We start from the raw sequence: 19957 nt of genomic DNA, 5'->3' as shown, positions 1-19957 counted from the left end.
GGCATTACTCGCCATTCCCAGGCGACAGCACTGGATAATTGCGAGTATACGACCCCGCTACCAGGCTAATGTGGTAGTGGCGTTAATTAGGTCCAGGAATGGAAAGGGCGCTATGGTACTGGAAGGCGGCGCTTTCGTCACGCGTCAAAATAGCCCCAGTTGCCCGGTCAGTAGTGTAGCAAAATTATCTTCAACGAAGGGAAGAATTCCTTCCGCCACGGGTTGTAGCTGGCGGGTAAGATAGTGTTCGTAATCCAGCGGCGACTGCTGGTAATCCACGGGCTCGGGGCCGTTAACAGTCCAGACATATTTTATGGCGCCGCGATTCTGATACTGCGCCGGACGACCCTGCTTCAGGTTTTGTTCATCCGCCAGCCGGGCGGCGCGAACGTGCGGCGGGATGTTACGTTGGTACTCATGTAAAGGGCGACGCAGACGCTTACGATAAACCAGCTGTGCGTCCAGTTCGCCCGCCATCAGTTTATCGATAGTCTCACGCACATAGTCTTGATAAGGTTCATTGCGAAAAACACGCAGATACAGCTCCTGTTGAAAGCGCTGCGCCAGCGGCGTCCAGTCGGTCCGCACCGTTTCCAGACCTTTAAATACCATGCGCTGGCTGTCGCCTTCCTGAATCAGGCCCGCGTAGCGTTTTTTACTGCCAGTATCCGCGCCGCGGATGGTCGGCATCAGAAAACGGCAAAAGTGGGTTTCAAACTCCAGCTCCAGCGCGCTGGTCAAATTTTGCTGTTGTAACGTCTGCGCCCACCATTCGTTCACGTGACGCACCAGCCTGTGCCCGATTTCCGCCGCATCGGCTTCTGAATGCGCGCGCCGGAGCCAGACGAAAGTGGAATCGGTATCGCCATAGATCACGTCATAACCCTGCGCCTCAATCAGCGCTTTGGTCTGGCGCATAATCGCATGGCCGCGCATGGTGATTGACGACGCCAGACGGGGATCGAAAAAGCGACAGGCCGTGGTGCCGAGTACGCCATAAAAGGCGTTCATAATGATTTTAAGCGCCTGCGAGAGCGGTTTATTACCCTGACGTTTGGCTTCATCGCGCCCGTGCCAGATTTGGCTAACAATTTCCGGCAGGCAGTGCTTTTCTCGTGAAAACCAGGCGTCAAGGAAACCTTCGGTACTGTGTTCCGGATCCGGCTGCGCCATGCCTTCGACCAGCCCGACGGGATCAATCAAAAACGTGCGGATAATCGACGGGTACAGGCTTTTATAATCCAGCACCAGTACTGAATCGTATAATCCGGGTTGTGAATCCATTACGTAGCCGCCGGGACTTGCCAGCGGCGGCACTTCGCCGAGATTGGGCGCGACATAGCCGGCGCGGTGCATTCGCGGAAAGTAAAGATGCCCGAATGCGGCGACCGAACCGCCGTGGCGATCGACCGGCAGGCCGTTGATCGTCGCGCGTTCCAGCAAAAACGGCATGATCTCGGTTTTATGGAAAATGCGCGTGACCAGCTCGCAGTCTTTCAGGTTGTAGGTGGCGAGGGCGGGTTTATCCTGGGCAAAGCGGCGATCGATCTCATCCATACGATCCCAGGGATTATCAATGGATTTTCCTTCGCCGAGCAGTTCCTGCGAGACGGCTTCCAGCGAAAAAGACGAAAAATTCCAGAACGCGGATTTAAGCGCGTCGATACCATCGATAATGACTCGCCCTCTGGCCTGGGCGAAAAAAACGCCGTTTTTGAAGCCATGTTCGCGCCACTCCAGTTCGCTATTGTCTCGCCCCAGCCGTAAAGGGATACGGTAGCGTTCGGCATGTTTTTGCAGCATACGCAGGTCGAACTGCACCACGTTCCAGCCGATGATGACGTCAGGATCATGTTCGGCAAACCAGGCGTTGAGTTTTTCCAGCAACTGCGGGCGGCTGGCGACATACACAAGCTCGAAGTCCAGTTGGCGGTCATCGCCATTCGCCGGACCCAGCATATAAACGGTACGCTGGCCGCAGCCTTCCAGACCAATGCAATACAGTTCGCCGTGTCGCGTGGTTTCGATATCCAGCGAGACCCATTTTAGCGGCGGTCGATAGTCGGGGTGGGGTTTAAGACGTGCATTGCGGATAACGCCGTTGCGCATCTCGCCGTCTACCCAAACGGGCGACGTAATAAAACGCTCCATCAGGTAACGTTCCGGCGGGCGTACATCCGCTTCATAAACGGTGACGCCGTTTTCGCGCAGCAGTTTCTCCATCCGCATAAGCTGGCGGTGAGTACGGCAATACAGACCGGATACCGGCTGACGATGAAAGTCTCGCAGCTGGAGCGGCGTCAGGCGATAGTCTTTTTCCGCCTGTAGCAGCGAGGCGGCGCGGGAGGTCTGGCTGGTCGGAATAAACGCCACGGACTCTTGCGGTGCCAGCGTCGCCTGCACAGGGCCGTTGTCTGTCGCCAGCCAGAAAGAGACCTCCGTCCCTTGCGGCGTATCCCGCCAGTGCCGGGTTAAAATGAAACCTGCCTGCGCCACGATGATTACCTGTCTAAAAAATTCACGCTAATTATAACCTGTTTTAGGGGGTAATACTGTTATTTTGTACAGGCATATAACGTAAAAGCCGATATCCGCTGTAATAAAAAGTTTCTCGCAGTAAGAAGCGGGTTTGCGCCCACCAGGATTTATAGCGGGTGGATCGCGTGGGTGATGAGCGGCTATCGATACCATTATCCTGAGCGATAGTTTTCAGACGCAGCATATGCAGCGGATCGCTGACCAGTAACGCTGTGCGCCATCTTAACTCCAAAGGGTACTCCCGCCGACATAAGGCGGGAGGGGAATTTGGACGGGCTTGAGAAGCCCGAAGGATCATCAGCCACGCTGATGTTGAATGTATTGCTTTACAACTTCCAGCGGCGCACCTCCGCACGAGCCAGCAAAGTATGACCTCGACCAGAGCGCGGCTTTTCCGTATGCTCCCCGCAAATCAATAAATTCGTTTCGCAGACGGCGGGATGTCACAGCTTTCAGTGAGTTAACCAGTACCGAAAGCTGCACTGTTGGTGGGTATTCGATCAGCATGTGGACATGATCGACGTCTCCGTTACTTTCTTTAAGTTCTGCACCAAAATCATGGCAGACTTCTGCTGCATACTGATGGAATGCAGCATAGTGTGACTCACCCAGTATCTTTCGACGGTATTTTGTTACAAAGACAAGATGAACATGCAAAAGGAAGGCGGCATGTCTTGAACGATTAATATTATGTTTTTGCATTGAGGTTGACCGTAAAAACAGTAACATAGCAAACAAATCTCCTACACACTGAGTGATGATGCTAATCCTGAAAGCCTACAAATTCAGACTGGAACCAACGCCTGAACAGTCGCAGCGTTTGCGGCAGTTATGTGGTTGCGCCCGTTTTGTCTGGAATTTAGGTCTTGCAGAGACAAAGCGCATCCTTGGCTCAGGCGAAAAGTTACCTTCGGCTTTCGAGTTGAACAGGATGCTTACAGTGTGGAAAAAAATGCCGGGACACATCTTTTTACAGGATGCTTATACCGACAATCTGCAGCAAAAGTTGAAAGACCTGCATGCTGCATGGAAACGTTGCTTTGATAAAAAGCTCGCAGCTAAGGCCCCGGTATGGAAACGAAAAAATGAGGGCAGAGACTCAATCCGTTTTGTGAACTTTGAGAAATATTGCCGCCTTGAAAATCGCAGAGTGAAGCTACCGTCAGGTCTTGGGTGGGTAAAATTCCGGCAATCTCAACGTGTGAACGGTAAAATCAAAAATGCGACAATCAGTCAGTTAGCGGGACAGTGGTATATCTCGTTTCAGGTTGAAGTTGAAACGGCAGAACCCAATCACACAAGCACAACGATAGTCGGTCTGGACGCAGGAGTAACAAAACTCGCCACGCTTTCAGACGGTACGGTATACCAACCAGTCAACAGTTTTAAAGCAAGTCAGCGCAAGCTGGCAACACTCCAGCGGCAGTTAAGCCGTAAAGTCAAATTCAGCAGTAACTGGCAGAAACAAAAGCGAAAAGTCCAGCGTCTGCACTCGCACATAGCCAATATCCGGCGCGACTACCTTCATAAAGTTACCAGTGAAATCAGCAAAAACCACGCGATGATAGTCATTGAGGATTTGAAGGTTAGTAACATGTCGAAATCGGCAAAAGGTACAGCAGAACAGCACGGACGAAACGTCAAGGCCAAATCAGGTCTAAACCGTTCGATACTGGATCAGGGCTGGTATGAAATGCGCCGCCAGCTTGAGTACAAACAGCTCTGGCGTGGCGGTCAGGTGCTTGCGGTTCCGCCAGCATACACAAGCCAGCGTTGCGCGTGCTGTGGTCATACCGCGAAAGAAAATCGCCTGTCACAAAGTAAATTTGTGTGTCAGGCATGCGGATATACAGCGAACGCTGATGTAAATGGCGCTCGTAACATTTTAGCGGCGGGGCACGCCGTTCTTGCCTGTGGAGGGATGATGCAGTCAGGCCGCCCGTCTGAAACAGGAACCAGACGCTGAGCAATCAGTCGTCACCCACTAATGGGAATCCCCCTTCTGAGTCACGAAGTGCGAAGGTGGGGGAGGATGTCAATGTTGTTGTCGCAGTATCTGTTTTGCGTAACGAATATTTTCGCGCGTCACGGTAGAGCGCTCTTCAATAAAAATCGCCTTAGCCGGAATCCCTTTTTCCAGAACGTATTGACGGGCTATCGCCGCGTCGGAAACCGTTGCGCCAGCGCCGTAGCCGCCGGTTAATACCAACGCGCGGACAATGTGTTGTTGGTAAAGCCAGATGGCATGATCCAGTCTGGCCTGAAAAACGGGAGAAGGCGTTTTTCCGCTAACACCTGCTCCTGCGACAATCGCGCAGTCAGCTACGCGCGTCTGGTTTTGCTGACTGAACTGATAAATAGCGATGGCATTATGGATAAACACCGTAGCCATAATGAGAATTATGCCTGCCGCGATTCTGATGATGTAGCGATATTTCATGAATGAGTTCGTTCCCCGTGACGGGTGTAATGGATATTTTAACGATAAAATGGCTTTTAGCGTCAGATATTTTTGCTGACGTATATTTATCAATATATACCCAAAATAATTCGAGTTGCTTAAAGGCGGCAAGGGAGTGAGTCCCCAGGAGCATAGATAACTATGTGACTGGGGTGAGCGACAAATCTGCCGGGAGCAGATTTGAACGTCGCGTGCGACGGCCCGTCAGGGCAAGGCCCATGGATGGGCCGAGTAATCCGTAGCCAACACATAAGCAACTCGAAGTATGAAGGGTATAATGATGCTGGTGTAGACAGCAGATATAATTATCCTATAACTGCTAATTTTAAATCATGTTTATTTACCATTTTTACCCATGTATTAGCCGTTTTGTGTCAAGTCTGTTTTCATACATTAAGTATTTTTCAGAAAGGCGCTTGTTCGAATCTGTTACTTATTTCTCGGATTAACAAAAAAGCGATATTTTTTGTTTGTTTTACTTAATGAAAAGTGTAACAATTTCATTTGGAACATCCGCACCGTCAGGTAGAAATATAATATTCCAATTGGCCGCTATGGTTAAATAAAAATGGATTACAGTGCGAATTCGTCGGGAACTCTCTGCATAATTTAATTTTTATTTTAGAATATAATTTTATTTTGACTTTCGGGTGCGGGTGTTTTTATCAAAATTTGTGGTATTCGGGAATGATCTTTTATGAATGTGAGTATGCAGGCGCGTCTGGTAGGGAGCGACCGTTATCTTTTCGTCAATACTCAACGCGCTAACCCTTCCATAAAAACCGTGAGTCGATTTTTTGAGTATAAAACATGGACAGAACAAATTTGGCGTACCGAGATTATTGAAAACGGCAATGCTTTTTTTCACTGGCAAGGACACGACAGAAAAAACGGACATCGGGATACCATTATTAACTATCTGTTAAATGGGCAACGCTGGCAGTCAACAATCGAAGATTATATTTTCTTCCATGCGCTGGAAGGAAAAGCGTGGCAGGGACATTATGATAATATTATTGAATATGTGAGTTCTGATCATTACGTCTATCAAAGCGCATTTGCTGAATATATCACCGACCAGATTCATCAACGCGCCCCCCATGGGACGCGTTTTTAGAGGCATTACTGCCCGTAATAGGCTTTTGCGCCGTGTTTGCGTAGATAGTGTTTATCCAGCAGGGATTGCTGCATGTCGGGCAACTGCGGCGCAAGCTGGCGGCAGAAGATCCCCATATAGGCCACTTCTTCCAGCACGATGGCGTTATGCACTGCATCCTCGGCATTTTTACCCCAGGCAAACGGGCCGTGCGAATGGACAAGCACGCCGGGCATTTGAGCGGCGTCAATACCTTGTTTTTCAAAGGTTTCAACAATGACATTGCCCGTTTCCCATTCATACTCGCCATTAATTTCCGCCTCGGTCATTTTGCGAGTGCAGGGAATCGTACCGTAGAAATAGTCGGCATGGGTGGTTCCCGTCGCCGGAATCGGCTGACCCGCCTGCGCCCAGATAGTCGCGTGGCGCGAATGGGTGTGTACGATGCCGCCGATAGTCGGAAATGCCTGGTACAACAGACGGTGGGTTGGCGTATCGGACGACGGTTTCTTATGACCTTCAACGACTTCACCGCTCTCCAGGCTGACCACCACCATATCGTCAGCGGTCATGACGCTATAATCGACGCCGGACGGCTTAATCACCAGTACGCCGCGTTCGCGATCGACGGCGCTAACGTTACCCCAGGTGAGGGTGACCAGGTTGTGTTTTGGCAGCGCCAGATTAGCTTCCAGTACCTGGCGTTTGAGATCTTCTAACATTGTTTTCTCCCTGCCGGATGGCGCTTCGCTTATCCGGCCTACGAGCGACGGTGTGCCGGATGGCGACACAAATGCCTTATTCGGCCTACAGGACCGTAGGCCCGGTAAATGCAGTGCCGCCGGGCAATCCGTTTCACCAATTAACGTTTGAACCCGTAATACACCTCGTTCCAGCGCAGCGCGTCCTTAAAGGCCGGCAGACGGGTATCATTATCAATTACCGCGATTTCGATATCGTGTATTTCTGCGAACTGGCGCATATCGTTCAGATCCAGCGCGTGGCTGAAGACGGTATGGTGCGCGCCGCCAGCCAGAATCCACGCTTCGGAGGCGGTCGGCAGATCCGGCTGCGCCTTCCACAGCGCGTTAGCCACCGGCAGTTTCGGCAGGGAGTGCGGCGTTTTTACGGTGTCAATGCAGTTGACCAGCAGGCGATAACGATCGCCGAGGTCGATCAGGCTGGCGACGATCGCCGGGCCGGTTTGGGTATTGAAAATCAAACGCGCCGGATCTTCCTTGCCGCCAATGCCGAGGTGCTGGACGTCGAGGATCGGTTTCTCTTCCACCGCGATGGAGGGACACACCTCCAGCATGTGCGAGCCGAGCACCAGATCGTTGCCTTTCTCGAAGTGGTAGGTGTAATCCTCCATAAATGAGGTGCCGCCCTGCAGACCGGTTGACATCACTTTCATAATGCGAAGCAGAGCGGCGGTTTTCCAGTCGCCTTCGCCCGCAAAGCCGTAGCCTTGCTGCATCAGACGCTGTACGGCCAGACCCGGAAGCTGTTTCAGACCGTGTAAATCTTCAAAGGTAGTAGTGAATGCGTGGAAGCCGCCCTGTTCCAGGAAACGCTTCATACCGAGTTCAATACGCGCCGCTTCCCGCACGTTCTGGCGTTTATCGCCGTGGATTTGGGTGGCGGTCGTCAGGGTATAGCTGCTTTCATACTCGTCAATCAGAGCGTTGATATCGCCGTCACTAATTGCGTTCACCACCTGCACCAGATCGCCGACCGCCCAGGTATTGACCGAAAAGCCAAATTTGATTTGCGCGGCCACTTTATCACCGTCAGTCACTGCGACTTCACGCATATTGTCGCCGAAGCGGCAGACTTTTAGCTGGCGGGTATCCTGTTTAGAGACCGCCTGGCGCATCCAGGCGCCGATACGCGTATGGGCCTCTTTATCCTGCCAGTGGCCAGTGACGACCGCGTGCTGCTGACGCATCCGCGCGCCGATAAAACCGAACTCGCGGCCGCCGTGCGCAGTCTGGTTCAGGTTCATAAAGTCCATATCGATGCTGTCCCACGGCAGGGCGGCGTTAAATTGGGTATGGAATTGCAGTAGTGGTTTGTTAAGAATACTCAGCCCGTTGATCCACATTTTGGCCGGGGAGAAGGTGTGCAGCCAGACCACCAGCCCTGCGCAGCGATCGTCATAATTGGCGTCACGACAAATGGCGGTAATCTCATCCGGCGAGGTGCCCAGCGGTTTTAATATCAGTTTACATGGCAGTTTGGCTTCGGTATTCAGCGCGTTGACCACATGCTCGGCATGTTGGGTGACCTGACGCAGGGTTTCTGCGCCATACAAATGCTGGCTGCCAATCACAAACCATACTTCATAATTATCAAAAATCGTCATTGTCGTGTCCTTAATGAGTCAGGATTGCCTGATTGGCCGGGGTCGTTGGCGCCGGCGCGGCAGTCGGAAGATAATGTTGTTCTGCGCTTAGCGCCCACTGCTGGTAGCGGCGGTAAAGCTGTTCGAAGCGTTGCGCCTGTTCAGGGTGGGGGCGCAGAGTGCGTTCTACCGCGCTTGCCATGCTTTGCTGGGCGGCAGGAATATCGGCATGAACTTTCGCAGCGACGGCGGCAAAGATAGCGGCGCCTAATGCGCAACACTGGTCGGAAGCGACGATCTGCAACGGACGATTCAGTACGTCGCAGCAGACCTGCATAATGACCTGATTTTTACGGGCGATGCCGCCAAGCGCCATCACGTTATTGACCGCGATACCTTGATCGGTAAAACATTCCTGAATGGCGCGCGCGCCGAAGGCGGTCGAGGCGACCAGACCGCCAAACAGCGCTGGCGCGTCGGTGGCGAGATTGAGATCGGTAATGACGCCTTTCAGACGCTGATTAGCGTTTGGCGTGCGGCGACCGTTAAACCAGTCGAGCACCACCGGCAGGTGATCCAGCGACGGATTTTTCGCCCAGGCGTTGGTGAGCGCTGGCAGTAGCTGCTTCTGGCTGGCGTTAATCTGGGTTTTCAGTTCCGGGTGCTGCGCGGCAAGTTGTTCCAGCGGCCAGCTCAACACGCGGCTAAACCAGGCGTAGATGTCGCCGAAAGCAGATTGGCCCGCTTCCAGACCGATAAAGTTCGGCACCACGCTGCCGTCAACCTGACCGCAAATGCCTTTCACGGCGCGATCCCCGACGCTCTGTTTATCCGCAATCAGAATGTCGCAGGTAGACGTGCCGATGACTTTTACCAGCGTATTGGGCTGTGCGCCCGCGCCGACCGCGCCCATGTGGCAGTCGAACGCGCCGCCGGAAATCACCACACTTTCCGGCAAGCCGAGGCGCTGCGCCCATTCGGCGCACAGGGTGCCCACGGGCAGATCGGCGGTGAAGGTTTCGCTAAATAACGGGTAGCGCAGATGACGGTTAATGCACGGATCGAGTTCATCAAAAAAGCTCACGGGCGGCAGACCGCCCCAGCTTTCATGCCACAGTGTTTTGTGCCCGGCGCTGCAGCGGCCACGGCGGATATCCTGCGGGCGAGTGGTGCCGGAAAGCAACGCCGGCACCCAGTCACACAGCTCAATCCACGAGACGGCGGCCTGCGCGACGGCGCTATCCTGCCGGGTGACGTGCAGAATCTTCGCCCAGAACCATTCGCTGGAGTAAATGCCGCCAATATAGCGGGAGTAGTCGACCTTGCCTGGCTTATGGCACAGACGAGTGATTTCGTCGGCCTCTTCCACGGCGGTGTGATCTTTCCACAGCACAAACATCGCATTCGGGTTCTCGGCGAACTCTGGACGCAGCGCCAGGACGTTACCGTCGGCGTCAATCGGCGCTGGCGTAGAGCCGGTGCTGTCAACGCCAATGCCAACGACATTTGCGCGTTGCGCGGCACTTAATTGTGCCAGAACGGCTTTCAGCGCGGCCTCCATTGACTCCATGTAGTCGCGCGGATGATGACGGAACTGGTTGTTCGGGCCGTCGCAATAACGGCCTTCTTGCCAGCGCGGATACCACTCTACGCTGGTGGCGATCTCGTCGCCGGTGGCGCAGTCCACTGCCAGAGCGCGCACTGAATCACTGCCAAAATCGAGGCCAATTGCAATTGCCATCGTCTTACTCCATCCAGAAAAACAGGTATGGAGAAACAGTAGAGAGTCGCGGCAAAAACCGTCAGGCAGGATCCGCTAATCTTATGGACAAAAATGCTAATGCTTTGCAAAGTGTGACGCTGTGCAAATATTCAATGTGGACATTCCAGCCATAGTTATAGACACTTCTGTTACTTAATTTTATCGCCTGAACTGTACGCTTTTGTTACAAAGCGCTTTTCACAAGCGGGGTTGATACGTGCTTTCATCAAGCGCAAGGTCTTGCGGAGACGTAAGCACTGTCGTCCTGGTCAATATGGACAATTTGTTTCTTCTCTGAACATCGGGGGGTAGAGAAATCATGGCTGAAACGCAAAATGATCCGCTATTGCCGGGATATTCATTTAATGCCCATCTGGTCGCCGGACTGACGCCAATTGAAGCGAATGGATATCTGGATTTTTTTATCGATCGTCCGTTGGGCATGAAGGGATATATTCTTAACCTGACCATCCGCGGAGAGGGCGTCATTAATAATAATGGCGAGCAGTTTGTCTGTCGGCCTGGCGATATATTATTGTTTCCGCCGGGCGAGATTCATCACTATGGACGGCATCCGGACGCCAGCGAGTGGTATCACCAGTGGGTTTATTTCCGGCCTCGCGCCTACTGGCAGGAGTGGCTGACCTGGCCGACAATCTTTGCCCAGACAGGATTTTTCCGCCCGGACGAGGCGCGCCAGCCGCATTTCAGCGAACTGTTCGGGCAGATCATCAGCGCCGGGCAAGGGGAAGGTCGCTATTCTGAGCTACTGGCGATCAATCTGCTGGAGCAGTTGTTGCTCAGACGTATGGCGGTAATTAATGAGTCGTTGCACCCGCCGATGGATAGCCGTGTGCGCGATGCCTGCCAGTATATCAGCGACCATCTGGCGGACAGCCATTTTGATATCGCCAGTGTCGCCCAGCATGTCTGCCTGTCGCCCTCCCGGTTATCGCATCTGTTCCGCCAGCAGTTAGGCATTAGCGTATTGAGTTGGCGCGAAGATCAGCGTATCAGCCAGGCGAAACTCCTGCTTAGCACCACGCGAATGCCGATAGCGACCGTTGGGCGCAATGTTGGATTTGACGATCAGCTCTATTTTTCTCGGGTATTTAAAAAATGCACCGGGGCAAGTCCTAGCGAGTTCAGGGCCGGATGTGAATAAAAAGTGAATGATGTGTCCACAAAGATGTCATAAGCCGTAACTATTCGGATAATTGACGGCTTGACGAAGGGGGACGGGGTAAGCAGAATCCCTGCTTCATCACGCTGACGGACACACTATGCAAGCACTGCTGGAACACTTTATCACCCAATCCACTCTGTATTCGCTTATCGCCGTGTTGCTGGTCGCCTTCCTGGAATCGCTGGCGCTGGTGGGGTTGATTTTACCCGGCACGGTACTGATGGCGGGGCTGGGCGCGCTTATCGGCAGCGGCGAGCTCAATTTTTGGCATGCCTGGCTGGTGGGTATTATCGGCTGTCTGATGGGCGACTGGGTTTCGTTCTGGCTGGGGTGGCGCTTTAAAAAGCCGCTACACCGCTGGTCTTTTATGAAAAAGAACAAGTCGCTGCTGGATAAAACCGAACACGCGCTGCATCAGCACAGTATGTTCACGATCCTGGTCGGACGTTTTGTCGGTCCGACGAGGCCGCTGGTGCCGATGGTGGCAGGGATGCTGGATCTTCCCGTGGCGAAATTTATTGGGCCGAACTTGATTGGCTGTTTGCTGTGGCCGCCGTTTTATTTCCTGCCGGGCATTCTGGCGGGAGCGGCAATCGATATTCCTTCCGATATGCAGAGCGGAGATTTCAAATGGCTGCTGCTGGCGACGGCGTTGCTGCTGTGGGTCGGAGGCTGGCTATGCTGGCGGCTGTGGCGCAGCGGCAAAGCGGCAGTCGATCGTTTAACCGCGTATTTCCCCCGCAGCCGTTTGCTGTATCTGGCGCCGTTGACGCTCGGGATCGGCGTGGTCGCGCTGGTGGTGCTGGTTCGCCACCCGCTGATGCCGGTATATATCGATATTCTGCGCAAAGTTGTGGGTTACTAACGATTCCTTTGCCGGATGGCGGCTTCGCCTTATCCGGCCTACAAAATATGGGATTTGATGCCCAATAGCGCTGAGGCGCTGGCTTGACCGCTTAGTAGCTCGTCTGTTTTGCCTTGCCACGCAATGCGTCCGTCGGCCACGACGATTGACCGGGGCGCAATTCGCGCCGCATCTTCCACGCTGTGCGAGACCATCAACAGCGTGAGCTGTCGCTCGCGGCAGATATCGCTGACCAACGTCAGCATCTCCTGGCGCAGCGCGGGATCGAGCGCGGAGAACGGTTCATCCAGCAGCAGTACCGGCTGTTCACGTACCAGGCAGCGCGCCAGCGCTACCCGCTGACGCTGACCGCCGGACAGTTCGCCCGGCAAACGCGCCATCAGACTCTCAATGCCCATCTGACGTGCGATAGCGTCCCGTTTTTCCCGCTGGCTGGCGTTGAGCGTTAACCCGGGGTTTAGCCCCAGACCGATATTTTGCTGCACATTCAGGTGGCTGAATAAATTATTCTCCTGAAACAGCATTGAGACCGGACGGCGTGAGGGCGGCGTAAGCGTATGATCTTCACCGGCAATAAGTAACGTACCGCTGGCAGGCGCAAGAAAACCGGCAATTAAATTCAACAACGTGCTTTTCCCCGCGCCGCTGGGGCCAAGAATCGCCACCTGCTCGCCGCGTTCTACCGCCAGCGTAAAACGCATCGGCAAATGATGGTAAAGCCAGGTGATATCAATCAGTTTTAGCATGTCGGCCCGGTAGTTTCTCTATGAGGGTAAATAACGTAAAGCAGAGCAGCAATAGTATCAGCGCGGTCACCGCGCCGTCCTGGCTGCGGTAGGAGCTGATCTGCTGATACAGATAAAACGGCAGCGTGCGGAAATTGTCATTGCCGAAAAGCGCGACGACGCCAAAATCACCGATAGAAAGTACGCAGGCAAACGCCAGCGCCTGCGCCAGCGGACGTTTCAGCGCCCGCAGTTCCACGACCTTTAACCGCGACCAGCCTTCAATTCCTAATGACTGGCACAGCATTCCATAACGGGCGGTAATATCGCGCATTGGGTTTTCCAGGACTTTTAGCGCGTAGGGGATTGCCATCAGCGCATTGGTGAAAATCACGATGCCGTCGGCGGATTCCGGTAAGCCAACGCTGTTATTGAGCAGTAAAAAGAAGCCTGTCGCCAGCACGATCCCCGGCATCGCGAGGATCAACATCCCGCTGAGTTCCAGCGTTTGTCCGGCGAATAGTTGCTGGCGTTGGCGTAGCTCGCGGCTACTCCACAGCAGCATCATGGTCAGCACCACACACAGAACGCCCGCCGCCAGCGCAATGCGTAGCGATGTCCAGACAGCCTGCCACAGAATGGGTTGCGCCAGCACCTCCGGCAGGCTGCGGTTGACGCCATCGACCACTACGGCGACCAGCGGCGGAAGCAGCAGCAGCAGCGCCAGCACGATTAATAAGGCGTCCGTCAGACGGCTGTGGAGACGATCGTCAGGATCGCGCCAGCCCTGCGTCAGCGTCATCCCCGGCGCAATCGCTTTGCTCAACCGTTGGCTTAGCAGTACCAGCGCCAGGCAGCAGACCATCTGGATTAATGCCAGCATCGCCGCGCGGGCGGGATCGTAGTCATAACTGAGCGCCTGAAAGATAGCCAGTTCGATAGTGGTGGCCTGCGGGCCGCCGCCGAGCGACAGGACCGTTGCGAAACTGGCGAAGCAGAGCATAAAAATCAGCGCCGCGACGGGCGGAATTTGGCGGCGCAGCCACGGCCATTCGACAAAACGGAAAAAATGCCAGCCGCGCATACCGAGCTGGGCGGCGAGCTGGCGCTGCTCGCCGGGAATGCTTTCCAAAGATTGCAGCAACAAACGGCTCGCCATTGGCAGGTTAAAAAAGACGTGCGCCAGTAAAATGCCCTGCAAGCCGTAGGGGGAGAATGTCCACTGAAGCCCCAGCATCTGCCACAGCGAGGCCAGCCAGCCCTGACGGCCATACACGCTAAGAATACCGAACACGGCAACCAGTACCGGCAGAATCAGCGTCATGGCGCACAGACGCAGCAGCGCCAGACGTCCAGGAAAACGGCGTCGATAAAGCGCGCGGGCGAGAAAAACCGCCGGGACCACAGACAGCACTGCGGACAGAAACGCCTGCCAGAATGAGAAGCGCACCACATGCCACAGGTAGCTATCCCGCCAGATTGTCGACCACGCGCCCGACGGCGCGTTCAGCCAAAGCGCCAGAAAGGCCGCCAGCGAGACGGTTATCATCAGCGCAGCGGCGCACAGCCCCGGAATCAGCCAGCCGGGAATTAACGGCTGACGGCGCGTTGCCATTCGCTAATCCATGCCTGGCGTTGTGCTGCCACTTGTTGCGGCGTGAATTCCAGCGTTGTGGCGGGTTTGGCCAATGATTCAAACCCTGCTGGTAGGGCGACGTCCGCTACCGGGTACATCCAGTTGCCGGTGGGTATGGCGTTCTGAAACGCCGGAGAAACCATAAATTTGAGGAATTTCTCCGCCAGTTCCGGCTGCTTACTGGCGACGGTACGCGCCGCGACTTCTACCTGTAAGTAATGGCCTTCGCTGAAGTTCGCGGCGGCGTAATTGTCCTTCTTCTCTTCAATAATGTGATACGCCGGAGAGGTGGTGTAACTGAGCACCAAATCGCTTTCACCTTTCAGAAATAAACCGTAGGCCTCGCTCCAGCCTTTCGTCACCGTCACCGTTTTGGCCGCCAGTTTTTGCCAGGCCTGCGGCGCGTTATCGCCATAGACTTTGCGCATCCACAGTAACAGCCCCAGCCCTGGCGTACTGGTACGCGGGTCCTGATAAATTACCCGCCATTTTTGATCGCTCTCGACCAGTTCTTTCAGGCTTTTCGGCGGATTTTTCAGCTTGCTTTTATCGTAGACAAAGGCGAAATAGCCGTAATCGAACGGCACAAATGTGTCGTTTTTCCAGCCGCCGGGCACCTTGACCGCTTCATTCGCCACGCCGCTTTTGGCAAAAAGTTTAGTTTGCGTGGCCGCTTCCAGCAGATTATTGTCCAGCCCCAACACCACATCGGCTTTGCTGTTCTTCCCCTCCATCCGCAGGCGGTTGAGCAGTGAAACGCCATCCTCCAGCGCCACCAGTTTCAGCTCGCAGTTGCAATCGGCTTCAAACGCTTTTTTCACCACCGGGCCTGGCCCCCAGTCGGCGGCGAACGAGTCGTAGGTATAGACGGTGAGAACGGGTTTGGCGAAAGCAGGCGCCGCGCACAGGAGTAAAAGCGGAAGATATTTTTTTAACACTTTGCACCTCAGTTAAAGAGTGGCAAAGGACTTGAGAGGTAACCTCAAATCCCTTCGCCGGCATTATCCGGATCAGGTTCGACGGGTATTTTCTCAGCGCGCGCATGAGCGCGGCACCCCGTTGAGTTCGGCGTTAGTGTAGTGATTTTGTTGCCGGGCAGCAATTAAGAGCTGGCTTTTAAGGGTCCGGCGGCGCAAACCACGCCGATTTAAAATCAAACCAGCCGAGGGTATTCATGCGCAGCCCGCGCATACTGCGCTGTCCCTGGATAATCAGCCAGTGGTGGATCAACGGCACAATCGCTTTGTTGGTCAGCAGCTGCTGGCACCAGTTCGCCAGGTTCATCTCGCCAGCGCGCCACTGCGCGGCGTCGCCCTGCCAGTCGCGCGGAATGCAGTTCTGCAAGAGCGGTACTTCGCACAGGTGCGCGAACAGCGAGAAATCCAGCGGCAGCGTAAAGTTAGCGCTATTGAGCCAGATATCGCTTTCGATCTCGCCGGCGTGCCATTGATCGTAGTCGATCTCCTGAATATGCAGATGCACCTGATGCTCAGCCAGAAGCGCGCTCATGATACGGGCGATAACCCGGTGCTCAATGTGTTCGCGATAGAAGGTCAGCGTGAGGGTTTCCAGACCGGCGGGTTTTTCGCCCGGGCCTGGACGGGCGTGATGCCAGCGTGGTAAAAGCCCATAGGCCGGGAACCAGAGCTGCTGTAGCGGTTCATCGGCATGATAGAGTAAATTGGTGGGGGAGAGGACGTGGCTTACCCATTCTCTGACCTGCGGATGTGCGCCGCGCGGCGTTCTGGCGTCGAATAGCAGGTAATAGCACCCCTCTTCCAGTCGGCTTTCTATCGCTTTTTCACCGCCTTGTATCGGCCCTTCCAGCATCAAGCCGCAGGCCGGTTCTTCACTGATATCCGGCAGTACCCAGACGTTCACTTCGTCTATCAACGCCCGATAGCCGAAGTAATCATCAAAGGCGAGTATCTTGAGTTGGTTAGGCGTATTACGCCGCACGGCATAAGGCCCGGTGCCGATAGGGTGGCTGGCGAAATTAGCCAGCGTTTCCCACTCCCGCGGCAAAATCATCGCCGGGACCTGGCCCAGCAGCCACGGCAACCAGCGATCCGGCTGGGAAAGATGAATATCCAGCGTCCACGTGGTAGGGGAGTCTATCTTTGTGATGTGCGAGTAAAGCGGAAGCGTATTGATACGCGTCAGCGAGGCGATGACATCTTCCATCTCCAGCTCGCGGCCATGATGAAAATGAATGCCAGGGCGCAGGTAGAAGCGCCACAGTAAAGGGGAAATTTGCTGCCAGTGGTGCGCAATGTCCGCTTCCAGTTCCCCGTTTTCCTCATTTACCCGCGTGAGCGAACTGAAAATTTGCCGGGCAATATGGGTTTCCGAGCGACGTAATGCGGTTCCCGGCAGGAGATTGTGCATCGGACGATAGTAAAGAACCCGCAGAATATGCCGCCCCTGGCGGAAGCTGCGTCCCAGATGGGAAATCAGCATTTGCCTGACAGCGCTTTTATCGCCGACCAGTTGTACCAGTTGATCGATTCGATCTTGTTCCAGCAGGTCTTCCGCCCGCTGCTGTTGCAGCGCCAGTCCGGTATACAGGAACGTCAGACGCGAACGCTTTCCGCGTCCAACCTCGGCCTCCCATGTTAGCCAACCGCGCGCCTGCATCGTATTTAGCAGCGTACGCATATGGCGACGCGAACAGTTCAGCAGATCCGCCAGCTCATTAAGCGTGGTGTCTTGCGTTTTACCGTCACAACATTGCCAGAGACGGATAAATTGTTGTTGCAGGCGACCTGAGGGCATAAAAGGGGAACTCCGATGAAAAACTCAGCAATTTTATTATCCCTATATTAGGCCAATAATATCTTTCGATGAAGCAAGAGGAAGAGGTCGCTATGCGCCAGTTCTGGTTGAGATATTTTGCCGCGACGGAAAAAACGTCCTGGCTGGCTTGCCTGAGCGCGCCGCAGCGCTTAAAAATGCTCGCGGAACTGATGCAGTGGGAGGCGACCGATTGAAGCCAATTGCAGACATCATGTGTGACTGAGTATTGGTGTAGGCGATAGCCTAAAATCACCCGCCAGCAGATAATATCTGCTGGCTTTTTTTATTTCGGCTGTTTCTGGATGACGACGATGGGACGGCGTCTCAACGGGATTTATACGGCGGTTTCTGTGGTCACGCAGGTGATGACCGGGCGAGTAAAAGACGTATAAAAAATGCCGGAATATCCCCGGCATGAGCGACTGATGAGTAACCCGGCGCTTGATGGCGCTACGCTTATCAGGCCTACAGGATATAGTGGCAACCTGGTGATATTGCATAACCTGTAGGCCCGGTAAGGCGTGAAAGGTTACCGCATAAATGCCGGTTGTTTATTTTCGTAGGCGGCAATCGCGTCTTCGTGCTGCAGCGTCAGCCCAATGCTGTCCAGACCGTTCAACATGCAGTGGCGGCGGAAGTCGTCGATTTTAAAGCTGTAGGTCTTATCGCCTGCTTTCACCACCTGTGCTTCCAGATCCACTTCAAATTTAATGCCCGGATTGGCTTTCACCAGAGCAAACAGCTCATCGACCTGTGCGTCGCTCAGGGTTACCGGCAGCAGTTGGTTGTTAAAGCTGTTGCCGTAGAAGATGTCGGCGAAGCTTGGCGCGATCACCACTTTAAAGCCGTAATCGGTCAACGCCCACGGCGCGTGTTCGCGTGACGAGCCGCAGCCAAAGTTTTCCCGCGCCAACAGTATCGACGCGCCTTGATATTCCGGAAAGTTCAACACGAATTCCGGATTTGGCTGTTGACCCTTTTCGTCCAGGAAGCGCCAGTCGTTAAACAGATGGGCGCCAAAACCGGTGCGCGTAACCTTCTGCAAAAACTGTTTAGGGATAATTGCATCGGTATCGACGTTGGCGGCATCCAGTGGGACAACCAGGCCGGTATGCTGGGTAAATTTCTCTGCCATGGTAGTTTCCTTATTTGATGCTGCGAATGTCGGCGAAGTGGCCGGTAACGGCGGCAGCGGCGGCCATCGCCGGGCTGACTAAATGCGTGCGACCCCCGCGGCCCTGACGGCCTTCAAAGTTACGGTTGCTGGTGGAGGCGCAGCGCTCGCCCGGGTTCAGGCGGTCATTATTCATGGCCAGGCACATGGAACAGCCCGGTAAGCGCCATTCAAATCCTGCTTCGATAAAGATCTTGTCCAGACCTTCCGCTTCCGCCTGCGCTTTCACCGGACCTGAACCCGGCACCACCAGTGCCTGTACGCCCGGCGCGACTTTGCGCCCTTTGGCGACTTCCGCCGCCGCGCGCAAATCTTCAATGCGCGAATTGGTACAAGAGCCGATAAAGACTTTATCGATAGCAACGTCCGTTAACGGTACGCCCGGCTGTAAGCCCATATAAGCCAGCGCTTTTTCGGCGCTGGCGCGTTCAACCGGATCGCTAAAGGAGGCGGGATCGGGGATGATGTCGGTGACGGAAATCACCTGGCCCGGATTCGTGCCCCAGGTCACCTGCGGCGCGATCTCTTCTGCTCGCAGGGTGACGACAGTATCAAAAGTCGCGCCGTCATCGGTTTTCAGCGTTTTCCAGTACTCGACGGCTTCGTCAAAATCGCGGCCCTTCGGCGCGTGCAAACGCCCTTTTACGTAGTTGAAAGTGGTTTCATCCGGGGCGACCAGACCGGCTTTGGCACCCATCTCAATCGCCATATTGCACAGCGTCATGCGGCCTTCCATACTCAGCGCGCGGATCGCGTCGCCGCAAAATTCAACCACGTGTCCGGTGCCGCCGGCGCTACCGGTTTTACCGATGATCGCCAGCACGATGTCTTTGGCGGTAATGCCCGGCGCGGCGTTGCCCGTGACTTCAATCTTCATGGTTTTAGCGCGCCCCTGTTTCAGGGTTTGCGTCGCCAGTACATGTTCTACCTCAGAAGTGCCGATGCCGAAGGCCAGCGCGCCAAACGCGCCGTGGGTGGCGGTGTGGGAGTCGCCGCAGACGATGGTCATGCCCGGCAGGGTGACGCCCTGTTCCGGCCCCATCACATGGACGATGCCCTGATACGGGTGATTCAGGTCATACAGCTCGACGCCGAACTCGTTACAGTTCTTAATCAGCTCCTGCATCTGGATACGCGCCATTTCACCGGAAGCATTAATGTCTTTAGTCTGCGTCGAGACGTTGTGATCCATCGTGGCGAAGGTTTTCCCTGGCTGACGTACCGGACGATGGTGCGCGCGCAGACCGTCAAACGCCTGCGGAGAGGTGACTTCATGCACCAGGTGGCGGTCGATGTACAGCAGCGGCGTTTCGTTTGGCGCCTCAAAGACCACGTGGGCATCAAATAATTTTTCGTATAACGTTTTGGCCATGA

The 19957-nt window shown here is 54.6% G+C and carries 16 protein-coding genes, 2 pseudogenes and 1 riboswitch; of the genes and pseudogenes, 5 read left to right on the top strand and 13 right to left on the bottom strand.

The annotated features are described in order from the left end of the window. Positions 1-144: 144 nt before the first annotated feature. The 3 genes and pseudogenes from polB to tnpA all read right to left on the bottom strand — a co-directional run bounded on the left by polB (position 145) and on the right by tnpA (position 3240). Positions 145-2496 carry a DNA polymerase II gene (gene polB / locus ACLJR2_RS00795; RefSeq protein ID WP_000035714.1) on the bottom strand — a complete coding sequence of 784 codons (2352 nt, stop codon included), beginning with the start codon at positions 2494-2496 and terminating at the stop codon, positions 145-147. A 43-nt stretch (positions 2497-2539) separates the two neighbouring features. Next, positions 2540-2761 (bottom strand): annotated as a pseudogene (locus tag ACLJR2_RS00790) (YdcF family protein); the annotation flags it as partial. Positions 2762-2835: 74 nt separating this feature from the next. Continuing rightward, positions 2836-3240, bottom strand: a complete 405-nt coding sequence (gene tnpA, locus ACLJR2_RS00785) for an IS200/IS605 family transposase (RefSeq protein WP_001169101.1) — start codon at positions 3238-3240, stop codon at positions 2836-2838. 58 nt (positions 3241-3298) lie between these two features. On the opposite strand from tnpA, the gene ACLJR2_RS00780 reads away from it, so the two are divergent. After that, a complete protein-coding gene (locus ACLJR2_RS00780; RefSeq protein WP_043991152.1) occupies positions 3299-4504 on the top strand; it encodes an RNA-guided endonuclease InsQ/TnpB family protein in 1206 nt (401 codons plus the stop codon). A gap of 75 nt (positions 4505-4579) precedes the next feature. On the opposite strand, the pseudogene ACLJR2_RS00775 reads toward ACLJR2_RS00780, so the two are convergent. Continuing rightward, positions 4580-4978, bottom strand: a pseudogene (locus ACLJR2_RS00775) (YdcF family protein); the annotation flags it as partial. Between the two features lie 718 nt (positions 4979-5696). On the opposite strand from ACLJR2_RS00775, the gene ACLJR2_RS00770 reads away from it, so the two are divergent. Then, positions 5697-6116, top strand: coding sequence for a DUF4751 family protein (locus ACLJR2_RS00770; RefSeq protein ID WP_001103154.1), 420 nt, complete (start codon positions 5697-5699; stop codon positions 6114-6116). Between the two features lie 5 nt (positions 6117-6121). Here the strand turns inward: ACLJR2_RS00770 and araD are convergent, their stop codons facing one another. The 3 genes from araD to araB form a co-directional block, all read right to left on the bottom strand. After that, on the bottom strand, positions 6122-6817 hold the full coding sequence (gene araD / locus ACLJR2_RS00765) for an L-ribulose-5-phosphate 4-epimerase (RefSeq protein WP_000888683.1): 696 nt from the start codon (positions 6815-6817) through the stop codon (positions 6122-6124). Positions 6818-6957: 140 nt separating this feature from the next. Then, positions 6958-8460, bottom strand: a complete 1503-nt coding sequence (araA, locus tag ACLJR2_RS00760; RefSeq protein WP_000151686.1) for an L-arabinose isomerase — start codon at positions 8458-8460, stop codon at positions 6958-6960. Between the two features lie 10 nt (positions 8461-8470). Next, entirely contained in the window at positions 8471-10180 is a 1710-nt protein-coding gene (araB, locus tag ACLJR2_RS00755) for a ribulokinase (protein WP_000951824.1), read from the bottom strand. A 340-nt stretch (positions 10181-10520) separates the two neighbouring features. Here araB and araC point away from each other — a divergent pair, with 340 nt between their 5' ends. Together araC and ACLJR2_RS00745 are read left to right on the top strand one after the other, a co-directional pair. Continuing rightward, a complete protein-coding gene (araC, locus tag ACLJR2_RS00750; protein WP_000852387.1) occupies positions 10521-11366 on the top strand; it encodes an arabinose operon transcriptional regulator AraC in 846 nt (281 codons plus the stop codon). A 118-nt stretch (positions 11367-11484) separates the two neighbouring features. Further along, a complete protein-coding gene (locus ACLJR2_RS00745; protein ID WP_001148374.1) occupies positions 11485-12252 on the top strand; it encodes a DedA family protein in 768 nt (255 codons plus the stop codon). A 38-nt stretch (positions 12253-12290) separates the two neighbouring features. On the opposite strand, the gene thiQ is transcribed toward ACLJR2_RS00745, so the two are convergent. From thiQ to sgrR, 4 genes are all read right to left on the bottom strand, one after another. Beyond that, positions 12291-12998, bottom strand: coding sequence for a thiamine ABC transporter ATP-binding protein ThiQ (thiQ, locus tag ACLJR2_RS00740; protein ID WP_000915973.1), 708 nt, complete (start codon positions 12996-12998; stop codon positions 12291-12293). Next, entirely contained in the window at positions 12982-14592 is a 1611-nt protein-coding gene (gene thiP / locus ACLJR2_RS00735; RefSeq protein ID WP_001534423.1) for a thiamine/thiamine pyrophosphate ABC transporter permease ThiP, read from the bottom strand. Before thiP ends, thiQ begins: the two co-directional genes overlap by 17 nt. Next, a complete protein-coding gene (thiB, locus tag ACLJR2_RS00730) occupies positions 14568-15551 on the bottom strand; it encodes a thiamine ABC transporter substrate binding subunit (protein ID WP_000915333.1) in 984 nt (327 codons plus the stop codon). Before thiB ends, thiP begins: the two co-directional genes overlap by 25 nt. Before the next feature lie 31 nt (positions 15552-15582). Beyond that, positions 15583-15682, bottom strand: a riboswitch (TPP riboswitch). Between the two features lie 47 nt (positions 15683-15729). Then, a complete protein-coding gene (sgrR, locus tag ACLJR2_RS00725) occupies positions 15730-17388 on the bottom strand; it encodes an HTH-type transcriptional regulator SgrR (protein WP_001139035.1) in 1659 nt (552 codons plus the stop codon). A 92-nt stretch (positions 17389-17480) separates the two neighbouring features. Here sgrR and sgrT point away from each other — a divergent pair, with 92 nt between their 5' ends. Then, positions 17481-17603, top strand: a complete 123-nt coding sequence (sgrT, locus tag ACLJR2_RS00720; protein ID WP_001248755.1) for a glucose uptake inhibitor SgrT — start codon at positions 17481-17483, stop codon at positions 17601-17603. A 335-nt stretch (positions 17604-17938) separates the two neighbouring features. Here the strand turns inward: sgrT and leuD are convergent, their stop codons facing one another. Beyond that, on the bottom strand, positions 17939-18544 hold the full coding sequence (gene leuD, locus ACLJR2_RS00715) for a 3-isopropylmalate dehydratase small subunit (protein WP_000818267.1): 606 nt from the start codon (positions 18542-18544) through the stop codon (positions 17939-17941). 10 nt (positions 18545-18554) lie between these two features. Further along, positions 18555-19955 (bottom strand): 3-isopropylmalate dehydratase large subunit, encoded by a 1401-nt coding sequence (gene leuC / locus ACLJR2_RS00710; RefSeq protein ID WP_001140632.1) that lies wholly within the window; start codon positions 19953-19955, stop codon positions 18555-18557. Positions 19956-19957 lie beyond the last annotated feature (2 nt).

The sequence above is a fragment of the Salmonella sp. SAL03688 genome, assembly GCF_046551895.1.
GTDB lineage: Bacteria > Pseudomonadota > Gammaproteobacteria > Enterobacterales > Enterobacteriaceae > Salmonella > Salmonella enterica.
Note: the sequence above shows the minus strand (reverse complement) of the source record. Positions and strands in the feature narration are given on the sequence as shown.

Excerpts from the sequence above, each read along its gene's own strand:
- tnpA (WP_001169101.1), bottom strand. The coding sequence starts at position 3,240 with ATGCAAAAACATAATATTAATCGTTCAAGACATGCCGCCTTCCTTTTG.
- thiP (WP_001534423.1), bottom strand. The coding sequence starts at position 14,592 with ATGGCAACGCGCCGTCAGCCGTTAATTCCCGGCTGGCTGATTCCGGGG.
- ACLJR2_RS00745 (WP_001148374.1), top strand. The coding sequence starts at position 11,485 with ATGCAAGCACTGCTGGAACACTTTATCACCCAATCCACTCTGTATTCG.
- ACLJR2_RS00770 (WP_001103154.1), top strand. The coding sequence starts at position 5,697 with ATGAATGTGAGTATGCAGGCGCGTCTGGTAGGGAGCGACCGTTATCTT.
- leuD (WP_000818267.1), bottom strand. The coding sequence starts at position 18,544 with ATGGCAGAGAAATTTACCCAGCATACCGGCCTGGTTGTCCCACTGGAT.
- leuC (WP_001140632.1), bottom strand. The coding sequence starts at position 19,955 with ATGGCCAAAACGTTATACGAAAAATTATTTGATGCCCACGTGGTCTTT.
- ACLJR2_RS00780 (WP_043991152.1), top strand. The coding sequence starts at position 3,299 with ATGCTAATCCTGAAAGCCTACAAATTCAGACTGGAACCAACGCCTGAA.
- sgrT (WP_001248755.1), top strand. The coding sequence starts at position 17,481 with ATGCGCCAGTTCTGGTTGAGATATTTTGCCGCGACGGAAAAAACGTCC.
- thiQ (WP_000915973.1), bottom strand. The coding sequence starts at position 12,998 with ATGCTAAAACTGATTGATATCACCTGGCTTTACCATCATTTGCCGATG.
- araA (WP_000151686.1), bottom strand. The coding sequence starts at position 8,460 with ATGACGATTTTTGATAATTATGAAGTATGGTTTGTGATTGGCAGCCAG.
- sgrR (WP_001139035.1), bottom strand. The coding sequence starts at position 17,388 with ATGCCCTCAGGTCGCCTGCAACAACAATTTATCCGTCTCTGGCAATGT.
- araC (WP_000852387.1), top strand. The coding sequence starts at position 10,521 with ATGGCTGAAACGCAAAATGATCCGCTATTGCCGGGATATTCATTTAAT.
- araB (WP_000951824.1), bottom strand. The coding sequence starts at position 10,180 with ATGGCAATTGCAATTGGCCTCGATTTTGGCAGTGATTCAGTGCGCGCT.
- araD (WP_000888683.1), bottom strand. The coding sequence starts at position 6,817 with ATGTTAGAAGATCTCAAACGCCAGGTACTGGAAGCTAATCTGGCGCTG.